This is a genomic window from Lachnoclostridium sp. An138, from assembly GCF_002160765.1.
GTDB lineage: Bacteria > Bacillota > Clostridia > Lachnospirales > Lachnospiraceae > Laedolimicola > Laedolimicola faecalis.
The window spans coordinates 43,026-65,282 of sequence record NZ_NFLF01000020.1 but is presented as its reverse complement, the minus strand read 5'-3'; the positions used below and the strand labels follow the sequence as shown (position 1 = coordinate 65,282).

Genomic DNA, 22,257 nt, shown 5'->3' with positions numbered 1-22,257 from the left:
ACCGAACTGACATTCGGTTTTTTGAAATACATACCGAAGGTCTATTAAAGTTACCCTTTTTTCTGAAAAACACATCAAAATCATCTTCAAAAAGTTCTTGACATATCACCAGAATGCTTTCCGAGCCGCATGAGGGCTGTTTTGCCCATTTAAAGTGATCATAGCAGAGGCGGAAGGAGGTGTCAATTCCAAGCTTCCGGGCCTTTGCCTGAGTTATTCACAGCGGCTCTTCCGGCGCGGACTTCCGGCACAATTTTTACGGGATTCCGCCATAAGAATTGACAAAGCTCCCGAAAAATTTTATGATAAAGTCAGAAAAGTATCTCACACAGACAGGCGGACCTGGCAGCCATGTCTGTGGGGGAACAGATAAACGGGAGGTATGCATATGGAGAATTTCGTAATTGCGATAACGAGAACCAGCGGCAGCGGAGCTACTTCCATTGGGAGAATTCTTGCAAAAAATCTGGGTGTGGAGCTGTATGACAGAAACCTTCTGAGGCTGGCATCTGATGACAGCGGCATCAGCCAGGAACTGTTTGCCAGAGCGGACGAGGATCAGAAGCAGAGCCTTTTGTTCCGGGTGTCCCAGAAGGTATATAAGGGAGGCGTCATCCCGCCGGAGAGAGAAGATTTCACATCGAACAACAATCTGTTTAATTACCAGGCCAAGGTGCTCCAGGAGCTGGCGGATGTATCTTCTTATGTGGTCATCGGCCGGGCTGCGGACTATGTGCTCCGCGATAAACCCAATCTGGTGCGCGTCTTTATCTACGCGTCCAGAGAGAAGTGTATTGAGAAGGAGATGAACCGGCAGAAGATAGACTGGAAACGGGCCGATCGGTTCATTTCAAAGACAGATAAGTACCGCCGGGATTACTACCGGTACTTTACGGGCCAGGAGTGGGAGAACATGCGCAACTATGATTTGTGCATCAACACGACGGCCATGACTTACGAGCAGGCGGCCAGGGCCATCGAAGATTTCGCGGCCAATATGCTTGGCTGGAACCGGGAAAGCTGACAGAGAGCAGTAACGTAAAATACATAAGAGGGGGAGGTCCGGAGACTTCCCCCTTCCGTATTTTTGAAGGACATGATATAATGAAATAATGTGAATGAACAAAAGAGAAAGGAACTGCACGAATGTCGGTAAAACGGGAGTTTACATTTGATTCCGGCGATGGACGGACAAAGATTCATGCGGTGGAGTGGAGACCGGAGAAGGGAGAAATCTGCGGCGTGCTACAGATTTTTCACGGAATGGTGGAGTTTATCGAGCGTTATGAAGATACAGCGGAATATCTGACAGAGAGAGGCTTTGTGGTGGTCGGAAACGATCATCTGGGGCATGGGGGCTCCATAGTCTCAAAAGAGGATTACGGATTTTTCTGCGAAAATAATGGAAATGAGACAGTGCTTGGAGATCTGCGGAAGCTCCATGAGAAGACCAGAAAGAAATGGCCGAAGGTTCCCTATTTTATACTGGGACACAGCATGGGGTCCTTTCTTCTGCGCCAGTATCTTTTCCGGTATGGGGATGAGCTGGACGGGGCCGTCGTCATGGGCACGGGGACGCAGCCTGCGGCTGCGCTTCAGATGGGGAAGAAGCTCTGTACCCTGTTCGCGAAGCTGCGCGGCTGGCATTACCGGAGCCGGCTGGTGGACAGTCTGGCTTTCGGAGGCTATAATAAGCATTTCAGGCCGGCCAGGACGGATAAGGACTGGCTGACAAAGGACGGCAGGATCGTGGACGCCTATCTGGCTGACGAGCGCTGTACGTTCCGGTTTACGGTGAACGGTTATTACAATCTGTTTACCAGCATAGAGGAAGCAGGAAAGCAGGAGAACCTGGAGCGTATGCCGAAGGATCTTCCGGTTTTGTTCATGTCGGGGGCAGAAGATCCTGTGGGGGGATTTGGAAAGGGAGTGGAACAGGTGCGCAGGCAGTTTGAGGCTGCCGGGATGCAGGACGTCACCTGGATACTCTATGAAAACGACAGGCATGAGATTTTAAATGAGACAGACCGGGGGACGGTGCTGCGTGATCTGTATGCCTGGCTCTATGTGCGGGCTTCAGACCCGCGCCGCGAAAACAGGAGGAAAATGACATGCGGAAAATAAAAAAATGGATTTCGTTACTGCTGGTGCTTGCGATGACTCTTGGAATGGGCATCAATGCCGGAGCAGCCTCGGGCGATAAGCCGATTCTGGCTCTGGGCGCTGACCTGAGCGCGGAGCAGAGAACCACGGTTCTGGGAATTCTGGGCGTGAGCGAAGCGGATCTGGCCAATTATGATGTGATTTACGTGACCAATCAGGAAGAGCATCAGTATCTGGACGCCTATTTAAGTTCCAGCGTGATCGGGACGAGAGCCCTCTCTTCCGTGCTGATTCGTCCGGCGGACGAAGGGGCGGGACTGAATGTGACGACCTATAATATCAGCTACTGCACGATTGACATGTATACGAACGCGCTTCTGACAGCGGGCCTGGAGGACGCGGACGTGTATGTGGCGGCGCCCTCCAATATTTCAGGAACCTCGGCTCTGATCGGAGCGGTCAAGGGTTATGCGGACATGACAGGAAGTTCTGTGGATGAGACTGCCCTGGAGACGGCGGTGAACGAGCTGGTGGTGACAGGCGAGATTGGAGACGTTCTGGGAGATTCCGAGACGGCGTCCGATATCGTGGCCTACATTAAGCAGCAGATCATTGAGCAGGGTGTGGACAGCGATGCAGACATCGAGACCATTATCCGCAATGCCATGGAGGAATTCGATATCAGTCTGTCTGATGAGGATGTGGCGAAGCTGGTAGAGCTGATGAACAAGATCAGCAAGCTGGACATCGATGTGAACGCGCTTGCCCAGCAGGCATCCCAGCTTTATGAGAAGCTGAAGGGAATGGGGCTTGATCTGGAAAACATTGATACCGAGCAGGTAGGAAATTTCATTACCCGGTTTTTTGACAGGATCGTGGAGCTGATTAACAGCCTGCTTGAATAAAGAGACGGAAAAAGGTATTGGGGGAACTGCAGGGGATGTATAAGGTACTGCTGGTGGATGACGAGATCCTGATCCGCGAAGCGATTCGGGAGAATATCCACTGGAAAGAGATGGGGTTTGAGCTGATAGCAGACTGTGAGAACGGAAGAGAGGCGATGGAGGTAATCAGAAATAATCCGCCGGATCTGGTTCTCACAGATATCTGCATGCCTTATGTGGACGGGATTGAGCTGGCCCGTTATATCCATGAGAACTGTCCGGATACGCGGACGGTGATTATCAGCGGCTATGATGAATTTGAATACGCGAAACAGGCGGTGCGCTATCAGGTGATGGAATACATCCTGAAGCCGGTTACGCCTGCGGAGCTTACGGAAGTGCTGGAAAAGGCCAGGGCGAGCCTGGATGAGACGCGGGCAAAGAGCGAAACTCTGAAAAAACTGAAGGGAGCTTACCGTGTCAATAAGCCGTTGCTGCGGGGACGTTTTCTGAACAGCCTTCTGCGTGGTGACGAACGGCCTGAGGACCTGGAGGAGAAAATGAGAGAGCTGGATATTTCTCTTCCGGGTTCTGTTTTTAATACGGCAATTGTGGAAGGAGACGATTTGTCGCCGTTTCTGAACCGTTATCCGGGAGTACGGGATGAGCTTGCGCTCTTTTCCATTTTTAATATTACCCAGGAGCTGATAGAACAGAAAAAGCTGGGCGTGGTATTTCAGAACCTGGACGCCAAGACAGTGATTATTTTCTGCGGGACAGAAGGAAAAGAACTGAAGGCGGATATGGAAGAGGTGCTGGCCGCCGTGCGCGGCACGATCCGGGATCTGCTTCTGATTGAGACCACAGTAGGCGTGGGAGAGGCGGTGAAGCAGCTTTCAAAGCTCTACCAGTCCTTTGAGAAAGCAAAGGCGGCTCTGGAACTCAAGTGGCTGATGGGAGGCAATCAGGTGCTGCGCTGCGGCCTTCTGGATACCAGGAAGAGTACGCCCATCGACGTGTCCCACTGGGCGGATAAGGTCTGGCAGAGCGTGAAGGCTGGGGATGAGAAAGAGATTGAGCATACGGTCCGGGATTTTGCCCAGGAGATCCGGGAATCCCGCACGAACCGCAACCGCGCGATTATTTATATGCAGAATCTTCTGCTTACCGTGGTGAACGCGGCGGAGCTGGCGGAGGAGCAGGAAAATCAGATTCTGCAGGAAGAGAAGGAACTGATGAACCGGCTCTATACCTACGAGCGGCTCCGGGATATGGCTACGGACGTGATTGCCATCTGCTGCAGCCTGTCCAGGCTTCTCAATGAACAGAGAGACAGCTACGGGAAGAAGCAGGCCATGAGGGCGCTGGAATATATCGATCAGAATTATATGAATACCGATGTGAGCCTGAATTCCGTCTGCAGTCATCTGGCTATGAGTACCAGTTATTTCAGTACGCTTTTCAAGACTCATACAGGGGAGACGTTTATCGAGGCTCTTACGAGGAAGCGCATGGAAAAAGCACGGAGCCTTTTGGAAAATACGTCAAAGCGGGCCTATGAGGTGGCTGAAGAGGTGGGATTTTCCGATCCGCATTATTTCAGCATTGCATTTAAAAAAGCCACCGGAAAGACGCCCACGGAATACGCGAAGGAGAAACGGAAAAGATGAAAAAAAATCTGCTGATGCGGTTCCGCAGTGTCCGGACCTCCATTGTGGTATCCTTCGGCGTGCTGGTGGTATTTGCCCTGCTTACCTATTTCATCATTTCTCTGCAGTATACGGAAGACACGGTGCTGGATAACTCTACGGAATATACATCCCAGCTGATTGGCCAGGTAAACAATGACATCGATTCTTATATCAGTTATATGGAAAATATTTCCTTCATCGTGACACACAACTCTGACGTAAGAGACTATCTGTTTACGGAAAATCTGACTCCGGAACGTTCGGAAGAGCTTCAGGAAAGAATCGTGACACTGTTCCAGACGGTTTCAAGTACACGTGAGGATATCACGAACATTGCGCTTCTTCCGGACAGAAGATCTCCGATGATCAATGACGGCAGAGATACGCTGAACCCCTATACAGAGACAGAGGAGCTGGAATGGTATCAGGAGGCGCTGGACGCCGGAGGACAGGCTGTAATCTCTACTTCCCACGTGCAGAATGCCATTGCGGGAAAATATGACTGGGTTGTGACCCTAAGCCGCAGCATCACGAATAACGCAAGCCCGGGAGTCCACGGAGTATTTTTTGTGGACCTTAACTATAATGCCATCAGTGATCTCTGCGAGCGTATCAGCCTGGGAGACAAGGGCTATATCTATATTCTGGATAAGGACGGCGGAATCGTCTACCATCCGCAGCAGCAGCTCATCTACAGTGGAATGAAGGAAGAGTTGATTTCCGAGGTTATGGATACGGAGGTGTCCTCATTTCTGACGGACGACGGGCGGCTGTATACGGTTTCCCGTTCCGAGGCCACGGGCTGGATTGTGGTGGGTGTTTCCTATGTATCAGAACTGATGAAAAGGGCGGACGAGGCCCGGGCGACGTATCTTCTGGTAGCGCTGGGACTGCTTGCGGTGGCCATGTTTCTGGCGTTTCTGCTGTCGGATCAGATCACCAGGCCGCTTAAAGCTCTGGAGCTTTCCATGAAAGAGGTGGAAAAAGGAAACTTTTCGAGCGCGGCTCTGGAGGCCCGGGACAACAATGAGATAGGCCGCCTGACGCGAAATTTCAACACCATGACCAGCGAGATCCAGAAGCTCATGGAACAGAGCGAGGAAGAGCAGAAGGCGAAACGCAAATATGAGCTCAAAGTACTTCAGTCGCAGATCAATCCGCATTTTCTCTATAATACACTGGACTCCATCATCTGGATGGCAGAATGGGGAAAGAATCAGGAAGTGGTAAAAATGACTTCTTCCCTGGCCCGTCTGCTGCGCAGGAGCATCAGCAACGAGCGGGAGGTCGTGACTATCGCGGAGGAGATAGATTATACAGAGGCTTATCTGACCATTCAGAAAATGCGGTATAAGGATAAGCTGGAATACAGGATAGAGGTGGAGCCGGACATCTGTCAGGAAGAGACTGTGAAGCTGGTGCTTCAGCCCCTGGTGGAAAATGCCATCTATCATGGAATCAAATATAAGGAAGGAAAGGGCCTGATTGAGATCCGGGGTTGCCGTGTGGGCACGGATATCGTGCTGGAGGTCCGGGATGACGGAAAGGGAATGGATCAGGATACCTTGGCCCATATCTTCGAGAAGCATGTACGCGATACCAAGTCCAACGGTGTCGGAGTGCAGAATGTTCAGGAAAGAATCCGTCTGTTTTACGGCGCGGAATACGGTCTGAGCTTCGAAAGTGAACCGGGACGGGGCACACTGGCTGTCATACGGCTCCCAGGCAGAAAGGAGGCGGAACCGGATGAAAAGACACGGAATTAAAATCGGATTTCTGTCAGCCGGGCTTCTGGTCTGCGCGGCTCTCGCTGTGCTTCTGTGGAACAGGACCCTGTCAAAGCAGGAGCCCTATGAGATTGTTCTGATTCAGAAAGCCATGGATGATACGGATTTCTGGACCTCCGTATATCAGGGCGGGGAAATGGCGGCCCAGGAGTACAATGCCGTGCTGACTGCCGTGGGACCGGAGCGGGAACAGGATGTGGAGTCCCAGAACCAGATGATACTGGACGCGGTTGCCCGGAAACCGGACGCCATTGTCCTGGCCCCCTGCAGCAGCGATGAGACCCTGCCCTACGCGCGGCAGATTGAGGAGGCGGGCATCACTCTGGTGCTGCTGGATTCGACTATGGAAGAGGAGACAGGAAAAGCGGTGGTGGCCACCGACAATTATGAGCTGGGCTATAAGATGGGAAGCTATATGAAGCAGTTTGTGGAGGAAGACACTGTGATTGGAATCGTGGGCCATGTGCAGGGAAGCTCTACAGCCACAGGCCGGGAGGAAGGCTTCCGTGCCGGCCTTGGCGGGGCGGGAGACCAGGTGGCGGAGATTGTATTCTGTGATTCCGACACGGAACGGGCTTACGAGCTGACCTGCGGGCTTCTGGAGAAGTATCCGGACATGAATATGATTGTGGGGCTCAACGAATATTCCGCCGTAGGCGCTGCCCGGGCAGTCAAGGAGCAGGGACTGTCAGACAGCATCCGGATGGCAGGCATCGACAGCTCTCAGGAACAGATACAGCTCCTGGAAGAGGGAGTCTACGAGGCTCTGGCCATCCAGAAGCCCTTCAATATGGGCTATCTGGGCGTGGAGGCAGCCGTCCGGGCCGCCCGGGGCGAAAAGGTGGAAGCGTATGTAGATTCCGGCTCTGAGCTGATTACGAAGGAAAATATGTATACGGAGGAAAATCAGAAGCTGCTGTTCCCGGTGGGGGAATAAAATTACAAACTGCCGGAAATTTTCTGTTTGGAGTAAGAGTGAAATAAATGAAAAAATTAAGCAGTGCAGAAGTAAAAAGACAAAATAAAAAAAGGATTCTGAGATATATGATCCGAAGAGATACGGCTACAAAGCCGGAAATTGCCGCTGCTCTGCAGCTGAGCCTTCCGACGGTGGGGCTGATAGTGGGCGAACTTCTGGAGGCGGGGCTGCTCTGCGAAATCGGCATGCAGGCTTCCAATGGAGGCCGGCCTGCCATTGCCCTTCAGCTCATAGAGAATGCCAGGCTGTCTCTTGGAATAGATATTACAAAAAATCATGTATATTTTGTGGTAGTGAATCTGCGTGGAGAAATTATAGCGGGTGAAAGGCAGGAGTATGAGTTTGCGAATCTGCTCACCTATTATCATGGCCTGGTGCAGAGAAAACGAGAGTTCTTGAAAAAATATGGAATTGAAAACGACAGCCTGGTAGGCCAAAGCTGCTCTATGCCTGGTATCGTAAGCAAAAATCAGAGATGGCTGGAATATTCGCATATCTTTGAACTGAAAACTCCCATGCGCCTGAATATATCGAAAGATATTCAGTACCCATATATGTTTGTAAATGATGGAACGGCCTGCTGTATGGCGGAATGTTATTCCGAAAATATGCCGGACAGCTTTGTCTATGTAATGCTGAGTAATACGGTGGGCGGTTCTATGGTGATTGATAAGAAAATTGTGGAAGGGAAAAACATACGAGGTGGAGAAATCGGACACATCTGCCTGGTTCCCGGCGGGAAAAAGTGCTACTGCGGACGCCGCGGACATTTTGATGCCTATTGTTCTGCCCGGGTTTTGGCTGAGCAGGCGGGCGGAAGAGTGGAAACATTTTTTGCGCGGCTGGAGGAAGGAGATTCCCGGCTTGCAGAAGTTTTCGATGAGTACCTGGATATGCTGGCTCTTATGGTTTACAATCTTCATATTTTCACGGATCTGGATATTGTGATAGGCGGATACGTGGGCAGTTATCTGGCTCCCTATTTGTCTCAATTAAAGGAGAAAATTATCAGACATAATATTTTTGATGAATCGAAAGAATTTGTTTTTCTCAGCCGGTACCGAGAAGAGGCGGCAGCGGTGGGAGGAGCCCTTCATTTTATCGAACAGTTCATTGAGAAATTGTAAAAAACTGTGTATCAAATTTGGATATTTAGCACAAATGTGAGCGAAATAACGAAGTGAGCTCGCGGGATTCTTTGTACAAATAGACAAAAAGACAGTAGAATGCCAAAACAATATTGAATTTTAGTGCAAAATGTGGTATAAATAAAGTATCTTAATAAAGCAGGTATATAAACGAGCGAAAGAAAGTATACCAATTCGAGAAGAAAAAGGAGGACTACGAAATGAAAAAGCTTATGGCATTACTGTTGGTTTTGGCACTGGGGATGTCGCTGACAGCCTGCAGCGGAGGTGCGGAGACAAGTACGGATTCTCAGAGTGAAGCTGCGGATTCCGGGGACAGCGGCGCAAAAGAAAATAGTGACATTACAATTGCCTATTCTACGAATGCTCTGACTACGCAGATATTCCGCGACCAGGTGACGGCCATGCAGGAATACTGTGATGAGATAGGAGTGAATTTTCTGTACAGCGCACAGGAGCAGACGGATGCTCAGCTGGAAGCCATCGATAATTACATTGCGATGGGTGTTGACTGCCTGATTGTTCATGTGACCAGTGCTGATACCTTTGCAGAAAGCATGAAGAACTGCCAGGAGGCAGGAATTCCATGGTTTTCTTACGACACAAAGATCGAAGGCGATGATGCTTACTATGGCTGGGATAATTACGATCTGGGATATGCTATCGGAACCAATGCGGCTAATTGGGTAAATGAAAACTTTGGAGCAGGCGATACGGTATATGCTGCCAGCAATAACTATCCGTCCGCGGACTTCCTGCTGACTCGTGAAGAAGGATATAAAGCGGCTCTTGATGAGCTCTGCGAAGCAACTATCGACTGGGTTGTGGAAGCAGAAGGAGGAACAACTGATAATGGTGTAACAGCAGGCGAGAACTTTACTCAGTGCGGCTATGATCTGAACCTTGTCTGTGCAATCAATGACTCCGGGTTATGCGGCGTATATCAGGCGTTCCAGGCAGCAGGTTATGGAGATCCTGAGACGCTGGGCCTGTTTGGATGTGATTCTGATCCCGAAGCTCTGGATGCTATTGCAGAAGGCGGCATCTATAAAGGAACAATCAATACGGGACTTGTAAAGCTGGCTCCGGAATTTATCGATATTGCAGTAGGTCTGGCTAAAGGCGATGAAAGTGCAAAGGGCGATCATTGGGGAGATTTTACACTGATTACAGCGGACAATGTGGAAGAGTGGATGTAACAGAACGGCTGCAGGACAGCAGAAGGCAGGGCTGACAGCATGAAAAGACAGCCTTGCGGAAAGCATCTCTGACAATTTGAATCATGCAGGCATAATCCGCCGGAGGCGGTTGTGCCTGCATCTTACCTTAAAAAGGAGGAGAAGGATTCATGGAAAATATTCTGGAAATCCATGATCTGGTCAAGACATATCCTGGAGTTACGGCTCTGGACAAATTTTCTCTGGAAGTGCGGAGGGGCGAATGCCATGCGCTGGTGGGAGAAAACGGAGCCGGCAAGTCCACCTTGATCAAGTCGATAGCAGGAGCGATTACTCCGGACTCCGGAACAATTGTTTTTGAGGGGAAAGAATATTCGGAGCTGACACCGGCGCTCTCTAAGGAGCTCGGAATCGGGGTTATTTATCAGGAGTTTAATCTCTGTCCCCCTCTGAGTGTTGCCGAAAATATTTACCTGGGAGAGCATCTGACAAAAGGTTTGTTTCAGAACGAAAAGCTGATGAATAAAAAGGCTCAGGAGATTCTGGATCAGTTTAAAGTAGAAAATCTCAAAGCTTCTGCCCTGGTGCGTACACTGCCCACAGCCTATCAGCAGCTGGTAGAGATTGCGAAGACAATTGCCAAAAGCGCCAAGCTGGTTATTATGGACGAACCCACTGCGCCTTTGACTGACAGGGAAGTGCAGGTCCTGTTTCGAATTATCAAAGAGCTGAAGGAGAAAGGGATAACAATTATATATATTTCCCACCGGCTGGATGAGCTGTATGAAGTGGCTGACAGGGTAACGGTTATGCGTGACGGATGTTACATTACAACCCAGGAGACAAAGGATGTGACGAAGGATCAGCTGATTGCCTATATGGTAGGCCGTGAACTGAAAAAGAATTTCGGAAGACGGAATACGGAGACGTCCGAGATACTGTTGGAGACCAGAGACCTTGGGGGCAATGGAGTAAAGCCGTTTTCTCTGCAGCTGCATAAGGGCGAGGTGCTGGGACTCGGAGGTCTGGTGGGTGCTGGACGTACAGAATACGCACAGCTGATTTTTGGAGCGGCGCGAAAAGAATGCGGAGAAATTTATATCAACGGAGAAAAGGCTGACATCAGGTCTCCCAGAGACGCGGTAAAGGCCGGCATCGGAATGGTACCCGAGGACCGGAAACTGAACGGAGCGCTGCTGCGGATGAATATCCGGGAAAATATAGTACTGCCGATTTTAAAACGCATTTCAAATAGAGCGGGTTTTGTGAACAGCAGACAAGAACGTGATATCACAAATGAAGAGATACAGGCACTGAGGATTAAGACACCTTCTGCTGAGCAGAAAGTCAATAACCTGTCAGGCGGAAACCAGCAGAAAGTAGTACTGGCAAAGTGGCTGGCCAATGACTGCAGGGTGCTGATTTTGGATGAGCCTACCCGGGGAATTGATGTGGCCGCAAAACAGGAAATTTACAATTTGATCAATGAGCTGGCGTCAAAAGGATGCGGTATCATCATGATTTCATCGGATATGGAAGAGTTGATAGGCATCACAGACCGAATGCTGATCTTATATGAAGGAAAACTGACCGGACAGCTGGAACGCGCGGAATATACACAGGAAAAGATCCTGACCTATGCCTCCGGCGAATAAGAAGAAAGAGGTGCTTTACATGAAAAAGGCAGTTGATATTATCAAAGAATATACCATCTTTATCATTCTGATCGCCCTGGCGATTGTATTTGCAGTAAAAAATCCCGCCTTTCTCAGGACCAGCAATATCCTGACGATTCTCCGCCAGTCCTGTATCATGGGAATTCTGGGCATGGGAGAAATGAGCCTGATAGTGGTAGGCGGACTGAATCTTTCCATGGGAGCCTGCGTGGCCATGTCTTCTGTATTGATTGCGATTCTTTCAGTCCACATGGAACTGCCCTGGCCGGTGGTTATACTTCTGACGGTCCTGCTTAATATTGCAGTAGGCTTTCTCACGGGAGTGATTATTAACAAGACCAAAATTGTACCGATGATCGGAACGATGGCCCTGTCAACCATTATCAGCGGAGCTGCGTACCTGATGTGCGGAGGACTTCCCATCTCCGGAATTCCTGACAGCATTAAGGTATTTTATCAGGGAAGCATCGGTTTTCTGCCGGTACCGATTATTCTTGCGGCAGTGATCATTATTATCATGGGTATTATGTTCAAGTATACCTATTTTGGACGCTATATCTTCGCCACCGGAAGCAACCGAGAGGCAGCAAGACTGTCAGGAATCAATGCGGACAGTGTCTTTATCGCGGCTTATACCATCTGCGGTGCCATGTGCGGCATCGCCGGCCTTCTGATGGCTGGAAGAGTGGGTTCCGGAAATCCCACCTCTGGTTCTACTCTGGATATGGATGTTTTGTCTGCGCTGGTCATTGGAGGTGTCAGCTTCCTGGGCGGTGAAGGAAAGGTAACCAAAGCTGTGGGCGGTATCCTCTTGATCACGATGCTGACCAATGGACTTACACTGGCCGGGGTCAACGAATATGTACAGATGGTAATTACAGGTTCTGTATTCCTGCTGGCTGTTGTTCTTGACAGTATTCAGCACAACAGTCTGAATCTGTTTGGAATTCATTTTAAGAAGAAAGCATAAGGGGGCTGTGTGATGGAAGAACTTTATCGGAAATTTCTGGAGCCGGAGTATGGGGAGGCGGCGCCGGACGCTATCGTGGAAGAGCCGCAGAATATGGACTTGGAGCATCCCACGGAAGCCCGCATCTGTATGAACTTTGAGACGATAGCGGCCCTGACAAATCAGTGGAAAAGCTGCTTCTGCTTTCGAAAGATTATGACAGTAAAAACAGTCAATACATTTATTCAGAAAGAGGATTATGATATTCCAGTGCGGGTCTATCTGCCGGAGGGAGAAGGACCTCATAAAGTTCTGGTGTTTTATCATGGCGGCGGCTGGAGCATGAACAGCCTGGATGTATATGATTTTGTGCCCCGCTATTTTGCAAAATACGGAAATGTGCTTGTCGTCACACCGGAATACCGGCTGGCGCCTGAACATAAATTCCCGAAAGGGCTGGAAGACTGTTATGACACACTCGTGTGGGCTTGCGAACACGCGCGGGAATATGGCGGAAGTCCGGGAAGCATCAGCGTCTGCGGAGATTCCGCAGGGGGAAATTTTGCGGCTGCCGTGAGTCTTATGGCACGGGACCGCAAAGGGCCCAGAATACATAAGCAGTTTTTGATTTTTCCTGCTGTGGTGCTGGGCATCGGGTATAGAACAAAGTCCGAGCAGCGCTATGGGAATGGGGACTATTTCCTGAAAATTAACAGCGAGGAATACGGATATTCTTATTATCTTGAAAATCCGGAGGACACGCAGAATCCATATGTGTCACCTTTGCTTTCAGAAGATCTTTCAAATCTTCCGCCTGCGTTTTTCACATCCGCAGAGTGTGATCCTCTGCTGGACCAGGCACTGATGTATGCGGCTAAACTTCAGGACCAGGGAAATCAGGTGGAATACAAAATTTACAAAGGCATGGTTCACGCGTTTCTGAACCGGCCACAGCAGAAAACATTTGAGGCCATGGATGATATTATCAAGGCAATGCCTGAGATAGAACAATAGAGAGGAGGGCTGTTATGACGAGCAGAGGAACCTATTTTCTGGGTTCAGATCATACACCGAAATTCCAGGTGAGAGAGATGGAATTCGGAAAACCAGGCCCTCATGAGGTCCTTGTAAAAAATATGGCCTGCGGCATTTGCGGGACAGATGTTCATATTTATCATGGAGAAAAAGGAAGCGCAGAAGTCCTGCCTCCCGTAATACTGGGACATGAATTTGCGGGAATCGTAGAAGCAGCCGGCAGTGCTGTAGAAGGGCTTGAGCCGGGCGATCATGTGGCTATAGATCCCAATATGTACTGTGGAAAATGTTTTCCCTGCCGGATGGGAAAGAAACAGAACTGTGAGCATCTGTATGCGCTGGGCGTGAATGCCAATGGCGGTTTTGCCCAGTATAGTCTGTGCCCTGACAGCCAGTGTTTTAGAGTGGATAAGAATCTGGATTTTGATGTGGCAGCTATGGTGGAGCCTCTGGCATGCGCAGTACACGGAATCGATCAGGTCCAGATTCAGACGGGGCAGACAGTTTTGATTATTGGCGGCGGAACAATCGGGCTTCTTATGGTACAGCTTGCAAGGCTGTCCGGAGCTTCTGCAGTTCTGCTGAGTGAACCGGTGGAGATGCGCCGCGCAATCGGACTGCAGGCAGGGGCGGACGGAGTGATCGATCCTATTCATGAGAATGTGTCTGAACGTATCCGCCAGATGACTGGCCGGGATGGAGCAGATGTAATTATAGAATGCGTGGGAAAACCTGTGGCGGTGACGCAGGCTTTCAGTGCAGCGGGAACGGGATGCCATATCCTTCTGTTCAGTGTGCCGGGCGTGAATTCCACTGTGGAGATGCCGCTGTTTGATATCTATAAAAAGGAGCTGTGCATTACCGGTTCCATTATCAATCCGGATACACATCAGAGAGCGGTCAATCTGCTGAACAGCGGAAGGATGATGATCAAAGAGCTGATTACTCATTCCTATGATTTGGAACATCTGGATGAAGCAGTTCATATGCAGATGAGCAGCGAATCCATTAAAGTTATGATCCATCCCTGGTCATAAGAAAGGAGAGAGCAGAATAATGGCTTTATTTCAATGCAAGTTATTTTCAAAAGAGCTTTTTCGAAGCGTCAATGTTAATGTAACGCTTCCGACTCCCGACTCTGGAAACTGCTTTTTTGAGTCGGCAGTAAAGTTTCCGGAACCGGGGCAGAAATATCAGGTACTCTGGCTGCTTCACGGTATTTCAGCAGATGAATCGGACTGGCAGAGGTTCTCTTCAATTGAAAGATATGCTCAGGAAAAAAATATAGCAGTCGTGATGCCTGACGGATATAACAGTCATTATGTGGATAATCCGTGGGGAGGCAATTATTACAGTTATCTGATAAAAGAACTTCCGGAGATGCTTCGTTCTTTATTGCCGTTGTCTGCAAAGAGGGAAAATAATTTTATTGCAGGACTTTCCATGGGAGGGGGAGGAGCATTTAAAGCAGCACTTTTGAATCCTGAAAAATATGCGGCAGCGGCAAGCCTTTCCGGGGGCCTGGAGGCAGAAGTGGAGGCTCCTGGAGGAGCCATGCCCTATATTCAGGCATGGAACCGGAGCTGTTATGGAATGAACAACGAATACTTTGATCCTGCAAAGCATGATGTATCAGTGATTTTGAGAAATCAGGCGGCAGCGGGAATAAAGCTTCCCAGGCTGTATCAGTGCTGCGGTACAGAAGATTTTCTTCATGAGAGCAATCTCAGATTCAGGGATTTGGCCAGGAGTTTATCTGTGGATCTGACTTATGAGGAAGGTCCGGGCGTACATAATTTTGATTTCTGGGATCCCTATATCCGCAGGGTGCTTGACTGGCTGCCTCTTGCCGGAGGACTGGTGGACTGAGGGAAGAGGAGCGCAGGAGATACGCGAGAAATGTGTGAGAGGAGTGATGCGAAGTGGAAAACACGATGATTCAACAGGTCATGACAGAACCCGGGAAAATTACTTTCCGGCGGATTCCAGTTCCGGAGGTGCAGGAGGGACAGGTTCTGGTAAAAATAAAAAGGATAGGAATCTGCGGCAGTGACATTCATGTTTATTATGGCGAACATGCTACAACCAGCTATCCGGTGACTCAGGGGCATGAGGTGTCTGGAAAAGTTGTTCAGCTGGGCGGCGGCGTGGAAGGGCTGCATGTGGGTCAGAAGGTGACTATTGAGCCTCAGGTATACTGCGGAAAATGCTATCCCTGCACTCATGGCAAATATAATCTGTGCGAAAATCTGAAGGTCATGGGATTTCAGACGACAGGGACGGCCAGTGAATATTTTGCAGTAGATGCCTCTAAGGTAACTCCGCTTCCTGATGACATGGGATATGATGAAGGAGCTATGCTGGAACCGCTGGCAGTTACAGTACATGCGGCCAAGCGTTTTGAACAGCTGAAAGGGGCAAAAGTAGCTATCCTGGGATGCGGCCCCATTGGAATTCTGCTTGCTCAGTCCTGCAGGGCTCTGGGAGCCTCTCAGGTTTTGATTACGGATGTGTCGGATTACCGGTTGTCTCTGGCGAAGAGTGTAGGAGCGGATTTCGCTGTAAATACATCGGAAAAAGATTTTGGGGAAGCTATGACGGAAGCTTTTGGGACAGATAAGGCAGATGTGATTTATGACTGTGCGGGAAATAATGTTACCATGGGCCAGGCCATCAAGTATGCCCGGAAAGGCAGCAAGATCGTACTGGTGGCAGTATTTGCAGGGCCGGCTACGGTGGATCTTTTTACGCTGAATGATCACGAACTGGATCTGGATACTACAATGATGTACCGTCATGAAGATTATGTGGATGCAATACGCCTTGTAAATGAGGGAAAGATCCAGCTGAAGCCTCTGATGAGCCGCCACTTTGCTTTTGAAGCTTATCAGAAAGCTTATCAGTATATTGAGGAAAACCGTGAGACAACTATGAAAGTTTTAATAGACGTAGATCCAGCGGATGATTAACGGTGTATGTTATATAGTTTCTATAAAAAGACTCTCTAAAAAGCATGAGGCATCCCGAAGGCCATGAAAGGGCTGGAGGGATGTCTTGTGTTTTTTATAAAATAAAATGTGTCTTATTTTTTTCTTCACATATCACAGATGTGGAAAATTTTAACCTTTTCAAAAAGGATTTTCTATTAATTTATTCACAGTTTGGACATATAATGTACATAGATTCAGAAACGGACAAGGGGTAAATATCGTTCTTTACCGCCGTTTCTGCAGGATACTGGACGGGAAGGGCAATATGCCCGGTAACTAGGAGGGAAGAACGTGGATAAGATTAAAGAGAATGCATTTGTGAAGAAGATCGGATTCAACAGTCTGGTACTGTTCTGCATTCTGATATTGCTGTACATATTGTTTGCGGTTCTGGTACCAGTCGTGAACTCTGACGCAAATGCAAATTTTGTGACCTGGGCGCATATTCTCAGTGCCATGAATTATGCGTGCTTTATGGGCTTTTTATCGCTGGGCGTGACCTTTGTTATCGCGACCGGAGGAATCGATTTTTCTATCGGTCCTGTGATGTTCTGCGCGGCGCTGATCGCGGGCTATCAGCTTACTACGAATGGATGGCCGCTGGCTCTCTGCCTGATACTGTGTATCCTGGTGGGAACAGCTTTCGGAGTTCTGAACGGACTTCTGGTAACTTATCTGGGGCTGCCGTCCTTTATCACATCCATGGCAAGCATGATGATTGCAAAGGGACTTGGCTCTGTCTTCACGAAGACGCAGCCGGTGAGCTGGCCGCAGCTGTCTGACGCGAGCGGAAACGGCTGGTACCGGAATCTGGTCAGAATGCAGGTCGGAGGAATGACTGTTCCTACGGGACTGGTGCTTCTTGTAATCGGAGCTGTTATCTGCGCAATCATTCTGAATAAGACAAAAGCCGGACGCTACATTCTCTGCATCGGCAGCAACCGGGAAGCAGTTCGTCTGTCCGGTGTCAATACTAAGGGCTGGGAGACGCTGGCATACATTCTCTGCGGAACCCTGGCCGGCATAGCAGCTATCTTTTATGTAGGCGTTTACACGACGGTTCAGCCGGGTCTGGGCGACACCTTCAATAACGAGGCTATCGCAGGCTGCGTTATGGGCGGAACATCCATGACCGGAGGCGTGGCTTCCATCGGAGGAACCCTGATCGGCGTGCTGATTATGGCTCTTCTGCAGGAGGGCATTATGACCATGGGCCTGCAGATTAATTATCAGTACATTATTACCGGACTTATCGTTCTGGTAGTAGTATATGCGGACCTGAGAAGCCGCCGCCGGCGCAATTAAAGGGAAGGGGGAAGAGAAAAATGGGCGACGTAATTTTAACCATGAAAGGCATTGACAAATCATTCCCCGGTGTACATGCGCTGGATCATGTGGATCTGGAAGTCCGCAGAGGCGAGGTACATGCTCTGATGGGAGAGAACGGAGCGGGAAAATCCACTCTGATGAAGGTGCTGACGGGTATCTACAGCAAGGACGAAGGAACCATTACTTTTGAAGGAAAAGAAGTGGAATTTACCAATCCGAGAGAGGCTCAGGACGCGGGAATCGTAATCGTGCATCAGGAGCTGAACATGCTGGGCCATCTGACCGTAGCGCAGAACATCTTTATCGGCCGTGAATTTATGAAAGGTAAATTCATCGACGACAGAAAGATGAATGAAGAGGCCAGAAAGCTGTTTGACCAGCTGGGCATCGACATTGATCCGACGGAGACCATGAGCCGCTTGACAGTAGGAAAACAGCAGATGTGCGAGATTGCAAAGGCAATTTCCCATGACGCGAAGGTTATCATTTTCGACGAGCCGTCTGCAGCTCTTACAGAGGCGGAGATAGAAGAGCTCTTCAAAATCATCCGCGATCTGAGAGAGAGACAGCTGGGAATCGTATACATATCCCACCGTATGGATGAGATTAAAGTCATTACGGACCGCGTAACCGTCATGCGTGACGGAGGCTATGTGGGAACGCTGATTACGAAAGACTGTACCAAGGAAGATATCATCAACATGATGGTAGGCCGTGTCATCTATGAGGACCCGAAGACGGAGAGCCAGGTGGCGAAGGATGCCCCGGTGGTTCTGAAGGTAGAGCATCTGAATGCCGGACGAATGGTGCAGGATGTAAGCTTCGAGCTTCACAAGGGTGAAATCTTAGGTTTCTCCGGACTGATGGGAGCCGGACGTACAGAGACTATGAGAGCGCTGTTCGGAGCGGACCCCAAGCAGAGCGGAGATATCTATATCAATGGCGAGAAGGTAGACATCAAGACGCCCAAAGACGCTGTAAGCCACGGCATCGGGTATCTTTCCGAGGACCGGAAGCGTTTTGGTATTATCGTAGATAAGACGGTGGCTGAGAACTCCACAATGGCTTCTCTGGACGAGTATATGAAGGGACTCTTCATAGACAAGAAGAAAGAGAAGGAAGTAGCGCAGAAATATGTGGATATCCTGAAGACAAAGACGCCGGGCGTGGATCAGCTGGTGGTGAACCTGTCCGGAGGAAACCAGCAGAAGGTGGTTATCGCCAAATGGCTGGTGCGCAACTGTGACATCCTTATTTTTGACGAGCCGACGCGGGGAATCGACGTAGGAGCCAAGAGTGAGATTTATCATCTGATGAACGAACTGGTGGCGGAAGGAAAATCCATTATCATGGTTTCCTCGGAGATGACAGAGATACTGCGTATGAGCGACCGAATCGTGATCATGTGTGAGGGACGCAAGACGGGAGAGCTTGGAATTGAGGAAGCGACCCAGGAGCGGATTATGCATGCGGCGACGCTTAGAAATTAGGAGGGAACAGAGCAATGACAAATAAGAAAAAAGGAAACGCATTTACGAACAATCCGATAGTGAGAGCGATTGGCGTACAGAAAATCGTCGTTGTGCTGGTGCTGATTCTTCTGCTTGTCTTTTTCAGCGTGAAAAGCTCATCGTTCTGGACCTATGCTTCTCTGCTGAGTATCATGGATTATACTTATTACCTGGCTTTCTTAGGAATAGGCGTAACCTTCTGCCTGATTACGGGAGGCGTGGATCTTTCCATCGGAACAGGAATGTTCTGTTACGCGCTGGCCGGCGGTTATCTGATTACAAAACTGGATATGCCGGTTATCGTGGGAATTCTGGTGACTATGGGCATGGGAATTCTGGTAGGACTGGTAAACGGTCTGATTGTCTCAAAGGGAGGGCATGCTCCGTTCCTGGCTACGCTGTGTACGATGATGATTGTCCGGGGTCTGGGCGCCATCATTACCGGCGGCTCCAGTATCACATGGCCGATCGCGGGTACTCCGGAAGGCTGGACGAGAAATCTGTTCAAATTTACGCTGCCGTCCGGAACGAAAATTCCGCTGGGCTTTCTCTGGGTACTGATTGCCGCGGTGGTTATGAGTATTATCCTGAATAAGACCCGGCCGGGACGTTATATTATCGCTATTGGAAGCAATAAAGAGGCGACGCGCCTTTCCGGAATCAACGTGGCGAAATATCAGACGCTGGCATATCTGATCTGCGGTTTCTTTACCGGACTTGCAGCTCTGGCTTACAGTTCGGCATTCCAGTCCATGACTCCCGGAGGAGGCGGCGGCGTAGAACTGAACGCCATCGGCGGAGCTATCATCGGCGGAACTTCCATGAGCGGCGGCTCAGGAACCATAGCCGGAACCATCCTCGGAGTGTTTATCATGTCGATTCTGCAGACAGGTCTTCCGAAGGTTGGACTTCAGGCGAACTATCAGCAGATTATCATCGGCGTGGTGCTGCTGGTGGCAGTATACATCGACGTTCTGAAGAACAAGAAGCTTTCTTAAACCCGGCGCCCGGAAGGGCGGTAACGGAAAGAGAAAAGATTTCAGTAATTTTAATTTAAGATATGTACCGCCAGGCAAGGCGGCTTACATAAAACCCAAAAGGGAGAACAAAGTAAAAGGAGGATTCAAAATGAAAAAGAAACTCTTAGCAGCGCTTATCAGCGTAGCAATGGTAGCAACTCTGCTTGCAGGCTGCGGCGGCGGTGGAGACACCACGACAACAGACACAACTACGGATGCGGCTGAGACTGAGGAAACCACAGATGCGGCTGAAACCGAGGAGACTGCGGATGCGGAAGCAACGACAGACAATTCCGGCCTTCATCTGGAGATCGTATCCAAGGGACTTCAGCATGCATACTGGCAGGCAGTACTGAACGGCGTTAATTCCAAGGCGGAAGAGCTTGGCGTTTCTGTAAACTTTGTAGGACCGGACAGTGAGTCTAACATTCAGCAGCAGGTACAGCAGCTGGAGACAGCTCTGAACGCAGATCCGAGCGCAATCGGACTGGCAGCTCTGGATACAAACTCTGTAATGGATCTTCTGCAGACCGCAGTTGATTCCGGAATCCCGATCGTTGGATTCGACTCTGGTGTTCCGGGCGCTCCGGAAGGCGCTATCGTAGCAAACTGCTCCACTGACAACCTGGCAGCAGGCGGACTGGCAGCAGATGAAGTTTACGCTCTGATTTCCGACAGAATCGCTAATGCAGAAGGCACTGTTCGTATCGGCGTAGTTGCTCAGGACGCTACTTCTGAGTCCGTTGTAAACCGTGGTCTTGGATTCATCCAGGAGATGGCTTCTCTGGTTGCAGATTCCGGCAAGACAGTTGGTATGGCTTCCGTATCCAACGAGCGTTACGTAACCGACTCCGGCGTTGAAGTAAACGACGAGGCTGACGTAGTTATCGAGGTTCGTGTACCGGCAAGCGTTACTTCCGAGCTTTCCGCAGCAGACGCTTCTGCTATCCTGGAGCAGGAAGACACCATCGCTATCTATGGTTCCAATGAGCATTCTGCAAACGGAATCATTACTGCTAACGAGAACCTGAACAAGTGCGGAACCGGCGAAGGCCAGGTTGTCGCAGCTGGATTTGACTCTGGCGCAAGTATCATGAACGCTGTAAGAAGCGGAGTATTCGCTGGCGCTGTTACCCAGGCTCCTGTAGCAATGGGCGAGTACCTGGTTGAGACTCTGGTAGCTGCTGCAAACGGTGAGACTGTAGAAGATATCGACACCGGATGCCAGTGGTACACAGCTGAGAACATGGACGATCCGGAAATCGCACAGAACCTGTATGAGTAATCTGTACGAGTAATCGGAACCTTGTTCGCTTACAAAAACTGAAATAACTGCAGAGGGGCGCACCATCCGGTGTGCCCCTTTGACAACCCGGTCTGCGGTCCTGCCGGTGTGTCTGCCCGGTCAGGCAGATGCTCCGCGGCCCCCGCGCGGGAGCCGCGGCTCAGAGGGCAGGACCGGGTTCCGAAAGAAGGAGGAAAAAGAAATGTTAAAAGGAATTCCACAGATTTTATCACCGGAGCTTCTGATGGTTCTGTGCGAAATGGGACATGGCGACCGTATCGTGATTTCCGACGGCAATTTCCCGGCAGAATCCATGGGAAAGGACGCTATCGTGATCCGCTGTGACGGACACGGCGTTCCGGAGCTTCTGGACGCGATCCTGCAGCTGATGCCGCTGGATACCTATGTGGAAAAGCCGGTGACGCTGATGGAGGTGGTTCCGGGCGACGATGTGGAGACGCCTATCTGGGATACCTACAAGGATATTATCAAAAAGTACGATTCCCGCGGAGACGCATGTGTGGGAAATATCGAGCGCTTCGCTTTCTATGAGGAGGCAAAGAAAGCTTATGCCATCATTGCTACCAGTGAGAAAGCGCTGTACGCAAATATCATGCTGCAGAAAGGCGTAGTGGTATAAAAATCCGTGTCTGCGGCAGACAGTTTCTGCAGCAGGTAAGGGCGCCTTAACAA

Annotated in this window: 19 protein-coding genes; all 19 read left to right on the top strand. The window is 49.9% G+C overall.

Annotation, left to right across the window (positions count from 1 at the left end; translation table 11 throughout):
* Positions 1-388 precede the first annotated feature (388 nt).
* The 19 genes from B5E82_RS14480 (at position 389) to B5E82_RS14390 (ending at position 22,204) form a co-directional block, all read left to right on the top strand.
* A complete protein-coding gene (locus tag B5E82_RS14480) occupies positions 389-1,024 on the top strand; it encodes a cytidylate kinase-like family protein (RefSeq protein ID WP_087308259.1) in 636 nt (211 codons plus the stop codon).
* Positions 1,025-1,146: 122 nt separating this feature from the next.
* Positions 1,147-2,124 carry an alpha/beta fold hydrolase gene (locus tag B5E82_RS14475; protein WP_087308258.1) on the top strand — a complete coding sequence of 326 codons (978 nt, stop codon included), beginning with the start codon at positions 1,147-1,149 and terminating at the stop codon, positions 2,122-2,124.
* Complete coding sequence (locus B5E82_RS14470) at positions 2,112-3,008, top strand: DUF1002 domain-containing protein (protein ID WP_087308257.1); 897 nt, start codon at positions 2,112-2,114, stop codon at positions 3,006-3,008. The genes B5E82_RS14475 and B5E82_RS14470 overlap by 13 nt, the downstream gene beginning before the upstream one ends.
* Before the next feature lie 35 nt (positions 3,009-3,043).
* The gene (locus tag B5E82_RS14465; protein WP_087308256.1) at positions 3,044-4,657 is read left to right on the top strand and encodes a response regulator; all 1,614 of its coding nucleotides are present in this window, start codon (positions 3,044-3,046) and stop codon (positions 4,655-4,657) included.
* Positions 4,654-6,444: a cache domain-containing sensor histidine kinase gene (locus B5E82_RS14460; protein WP_087308255.1), complete on the top strand. Its 1,791-nt coding sequence runs from the start codon at positions 4,654-4,656 to the stop codon at positions 6,442-6,444. The genes B5E82_RS14465 and B5E82_RS14460 overlap by 4 nt, the downstream gene beginning before the upstream one ends.
* Positions 6,425-7,402 (top strand): substrate-binding domain-containing protein, encoded by a 978-nt coding sequence (locus tag B5E82_RS14455; protein ID WP_087308254.1) that lies wholly within the window; start codon positions 6,425-6,427, stop codon positions 7,400-7,402. Before B5E82_RS14460 ends, B5E82_RS14455 begins: the two co-directional genes overlap by 20 nt.
* 107 nt (positions 7,403-7,509) lie before the next feature.
* Positions 7,510-8,571: an ROK family protein gene (locus B5E82_RS14450; RefSeq protein ID WP_162610794.1), complete on the top strand. Its 1,062-nt coding sequence runs from the start codon at positions 7,510-7,512 to the stop codon at positions 8,569-8,571.
* Between the two features lie 221 nt (positions 8,572-8,792).
* Positions 8,793-9,791: a sugar ABC transporter substrate-binding protein gene (locus B5E82_RS14445; protein WP_087308252.1), complete on the top strand. Its 999-nt coding sequence runs from the start codon at positions 8,793-8,795 to the stop codon at positions 9,789-9,791.
* 149 nt (positions 9,792-9,940) lie between these two features.
* Positions 9,941-11,425: a sugar ABC transporter ATP-binding protein gene (locus tag B5E82_RS14440; protein ID WP_087308251.1), complete on the top strand. Its 1,485-nt coding sequence runs from the start codon at positions 9,941-9,943 to the stop codon at positions 11,423-11,425.
* 19 nt (positions 11,426-11,444) lie between these two features.
* The gene (locus tag B5E82_RS14435; protein ID WP_162610793.1) at positions 11,445-12,416 is read left to right on the top strand and encodes an ABC transporter permease; all 972 of its coding nucleotides are present in this window, start codon (positions 11,445-11,447) and stop codon (positions 12,414-12,416) included.
* 12 nt (positions 12,417-12,428) lie between these two features.
* Complete coding sequence (locus B5E82_RS14430; RefSeq protein ID WP_087308249.1) at positions 12,429-13,409, top strand: alpha/beta hydrolase; 981 nt, start codon at positions 12,429-12,431, stop codon at positions 13,407-13,409.
* Positions 13,410-13,423: 14 nt separating this feature from the next.
* Positions 13,424-14,467 carry a zinc-dependent alcohol dehydrogenase family protein gene (locus B5E82_RS14425; protein ID WP_087308248.1) on the top strand — a complete coding sequence of 348 codons (1,044 nt, stop codon included), beginning with the start codon at positions 13,424-13,426 and terminating at the stop codon, positions 14,465-14,467.
* 19 nt (positions 14,468-14,486) lie between these two features.
* On the top strand, positions 14,487-15,299 hold the full coding sequence (locus B5E82_RS14420; RefSeq protein WP_087308247.1) for an alpha/beta hydrolase: 813 nt from the start codon (positions 14,487-14,489) through the stop codon (positions 15,297-15,299).
* 65 nt (positions 15,300-15,364) lie between these two features.
* Positions 15,365-16,399, top strand: coding sequence for a zinc-dependent alcohol dehydrogenase (locus B5E82_RS14415; RefSeq protein WP_087308266.1), 1,035 nt, complete (start codon positions 15,365-15,367; stop codon positions 16,397-16,399).
* A gap of 312 nt (positions 16,400-16,711) precedes the next feature.
* Positions 16,712-17,725 (top strand): ABC transporter permease, encoded by a 1,014-nt coding sequence (locus B5E82_RS14410; protein WP_087308246.1) that lies wholly within the window; start codon positions 16,712-16,714, stop codon positions 17,723-17,725.
* Positions 17,726-17,745: 20 nt separating this feature from the next.
* The gene (locus tag B5E82_RS14405; RefSeq protein ID WP_087308245.1) at positions 17,746-19,239 is read left to right on the top strand and encodes a sugar ABC transporter ATP-binding protein; all 1,494 of its coding nucleotides are present in this window, start codon (positions 17,746-17,748) and stop codon (positions 19,237-19,239) included.
* A 14-nt stretch (positions 19,240-19,253) separates the two neighbouring features.
* On the top strand, positions 19,254-20,258 hold the full coding sequence (locus B5E82_RS14400) for an ABC transporter permease (RefSeq protein WP_087308244.1): 1,005 nt from the start codon (positions 19,254-19,256) through the stop codon (positions 20,256-20,258).
* Between the two features lie 130 nt (positions 20,259-20,388).
* The gene (locus B5E82_RS14395; protein WP_087308243.1) at positions 20,389-21,564 is read left to right on the top strand and encodes a substrate-binding domain-containing protein; all 1,176 of its coding nucleotides are present in this window, start codon (positions 20,389-20,391) and stop codon (positions 21,562-21,564) included.
* Between the two features lie 202 nt (positions 21,565-21,766).
* Positions 21,767-22,204, top strand: a complete 438-nt coding sequence (locus B5E82_RS14390; RefSeq protein WP_087308265.1) for an RbsD/FucU family protein — start codon at positions 21,767-21,769, stop codon at positions 22,202-22,204.
* Positions 22,205-22,257 lie beyond the last annotated feature (53 nt).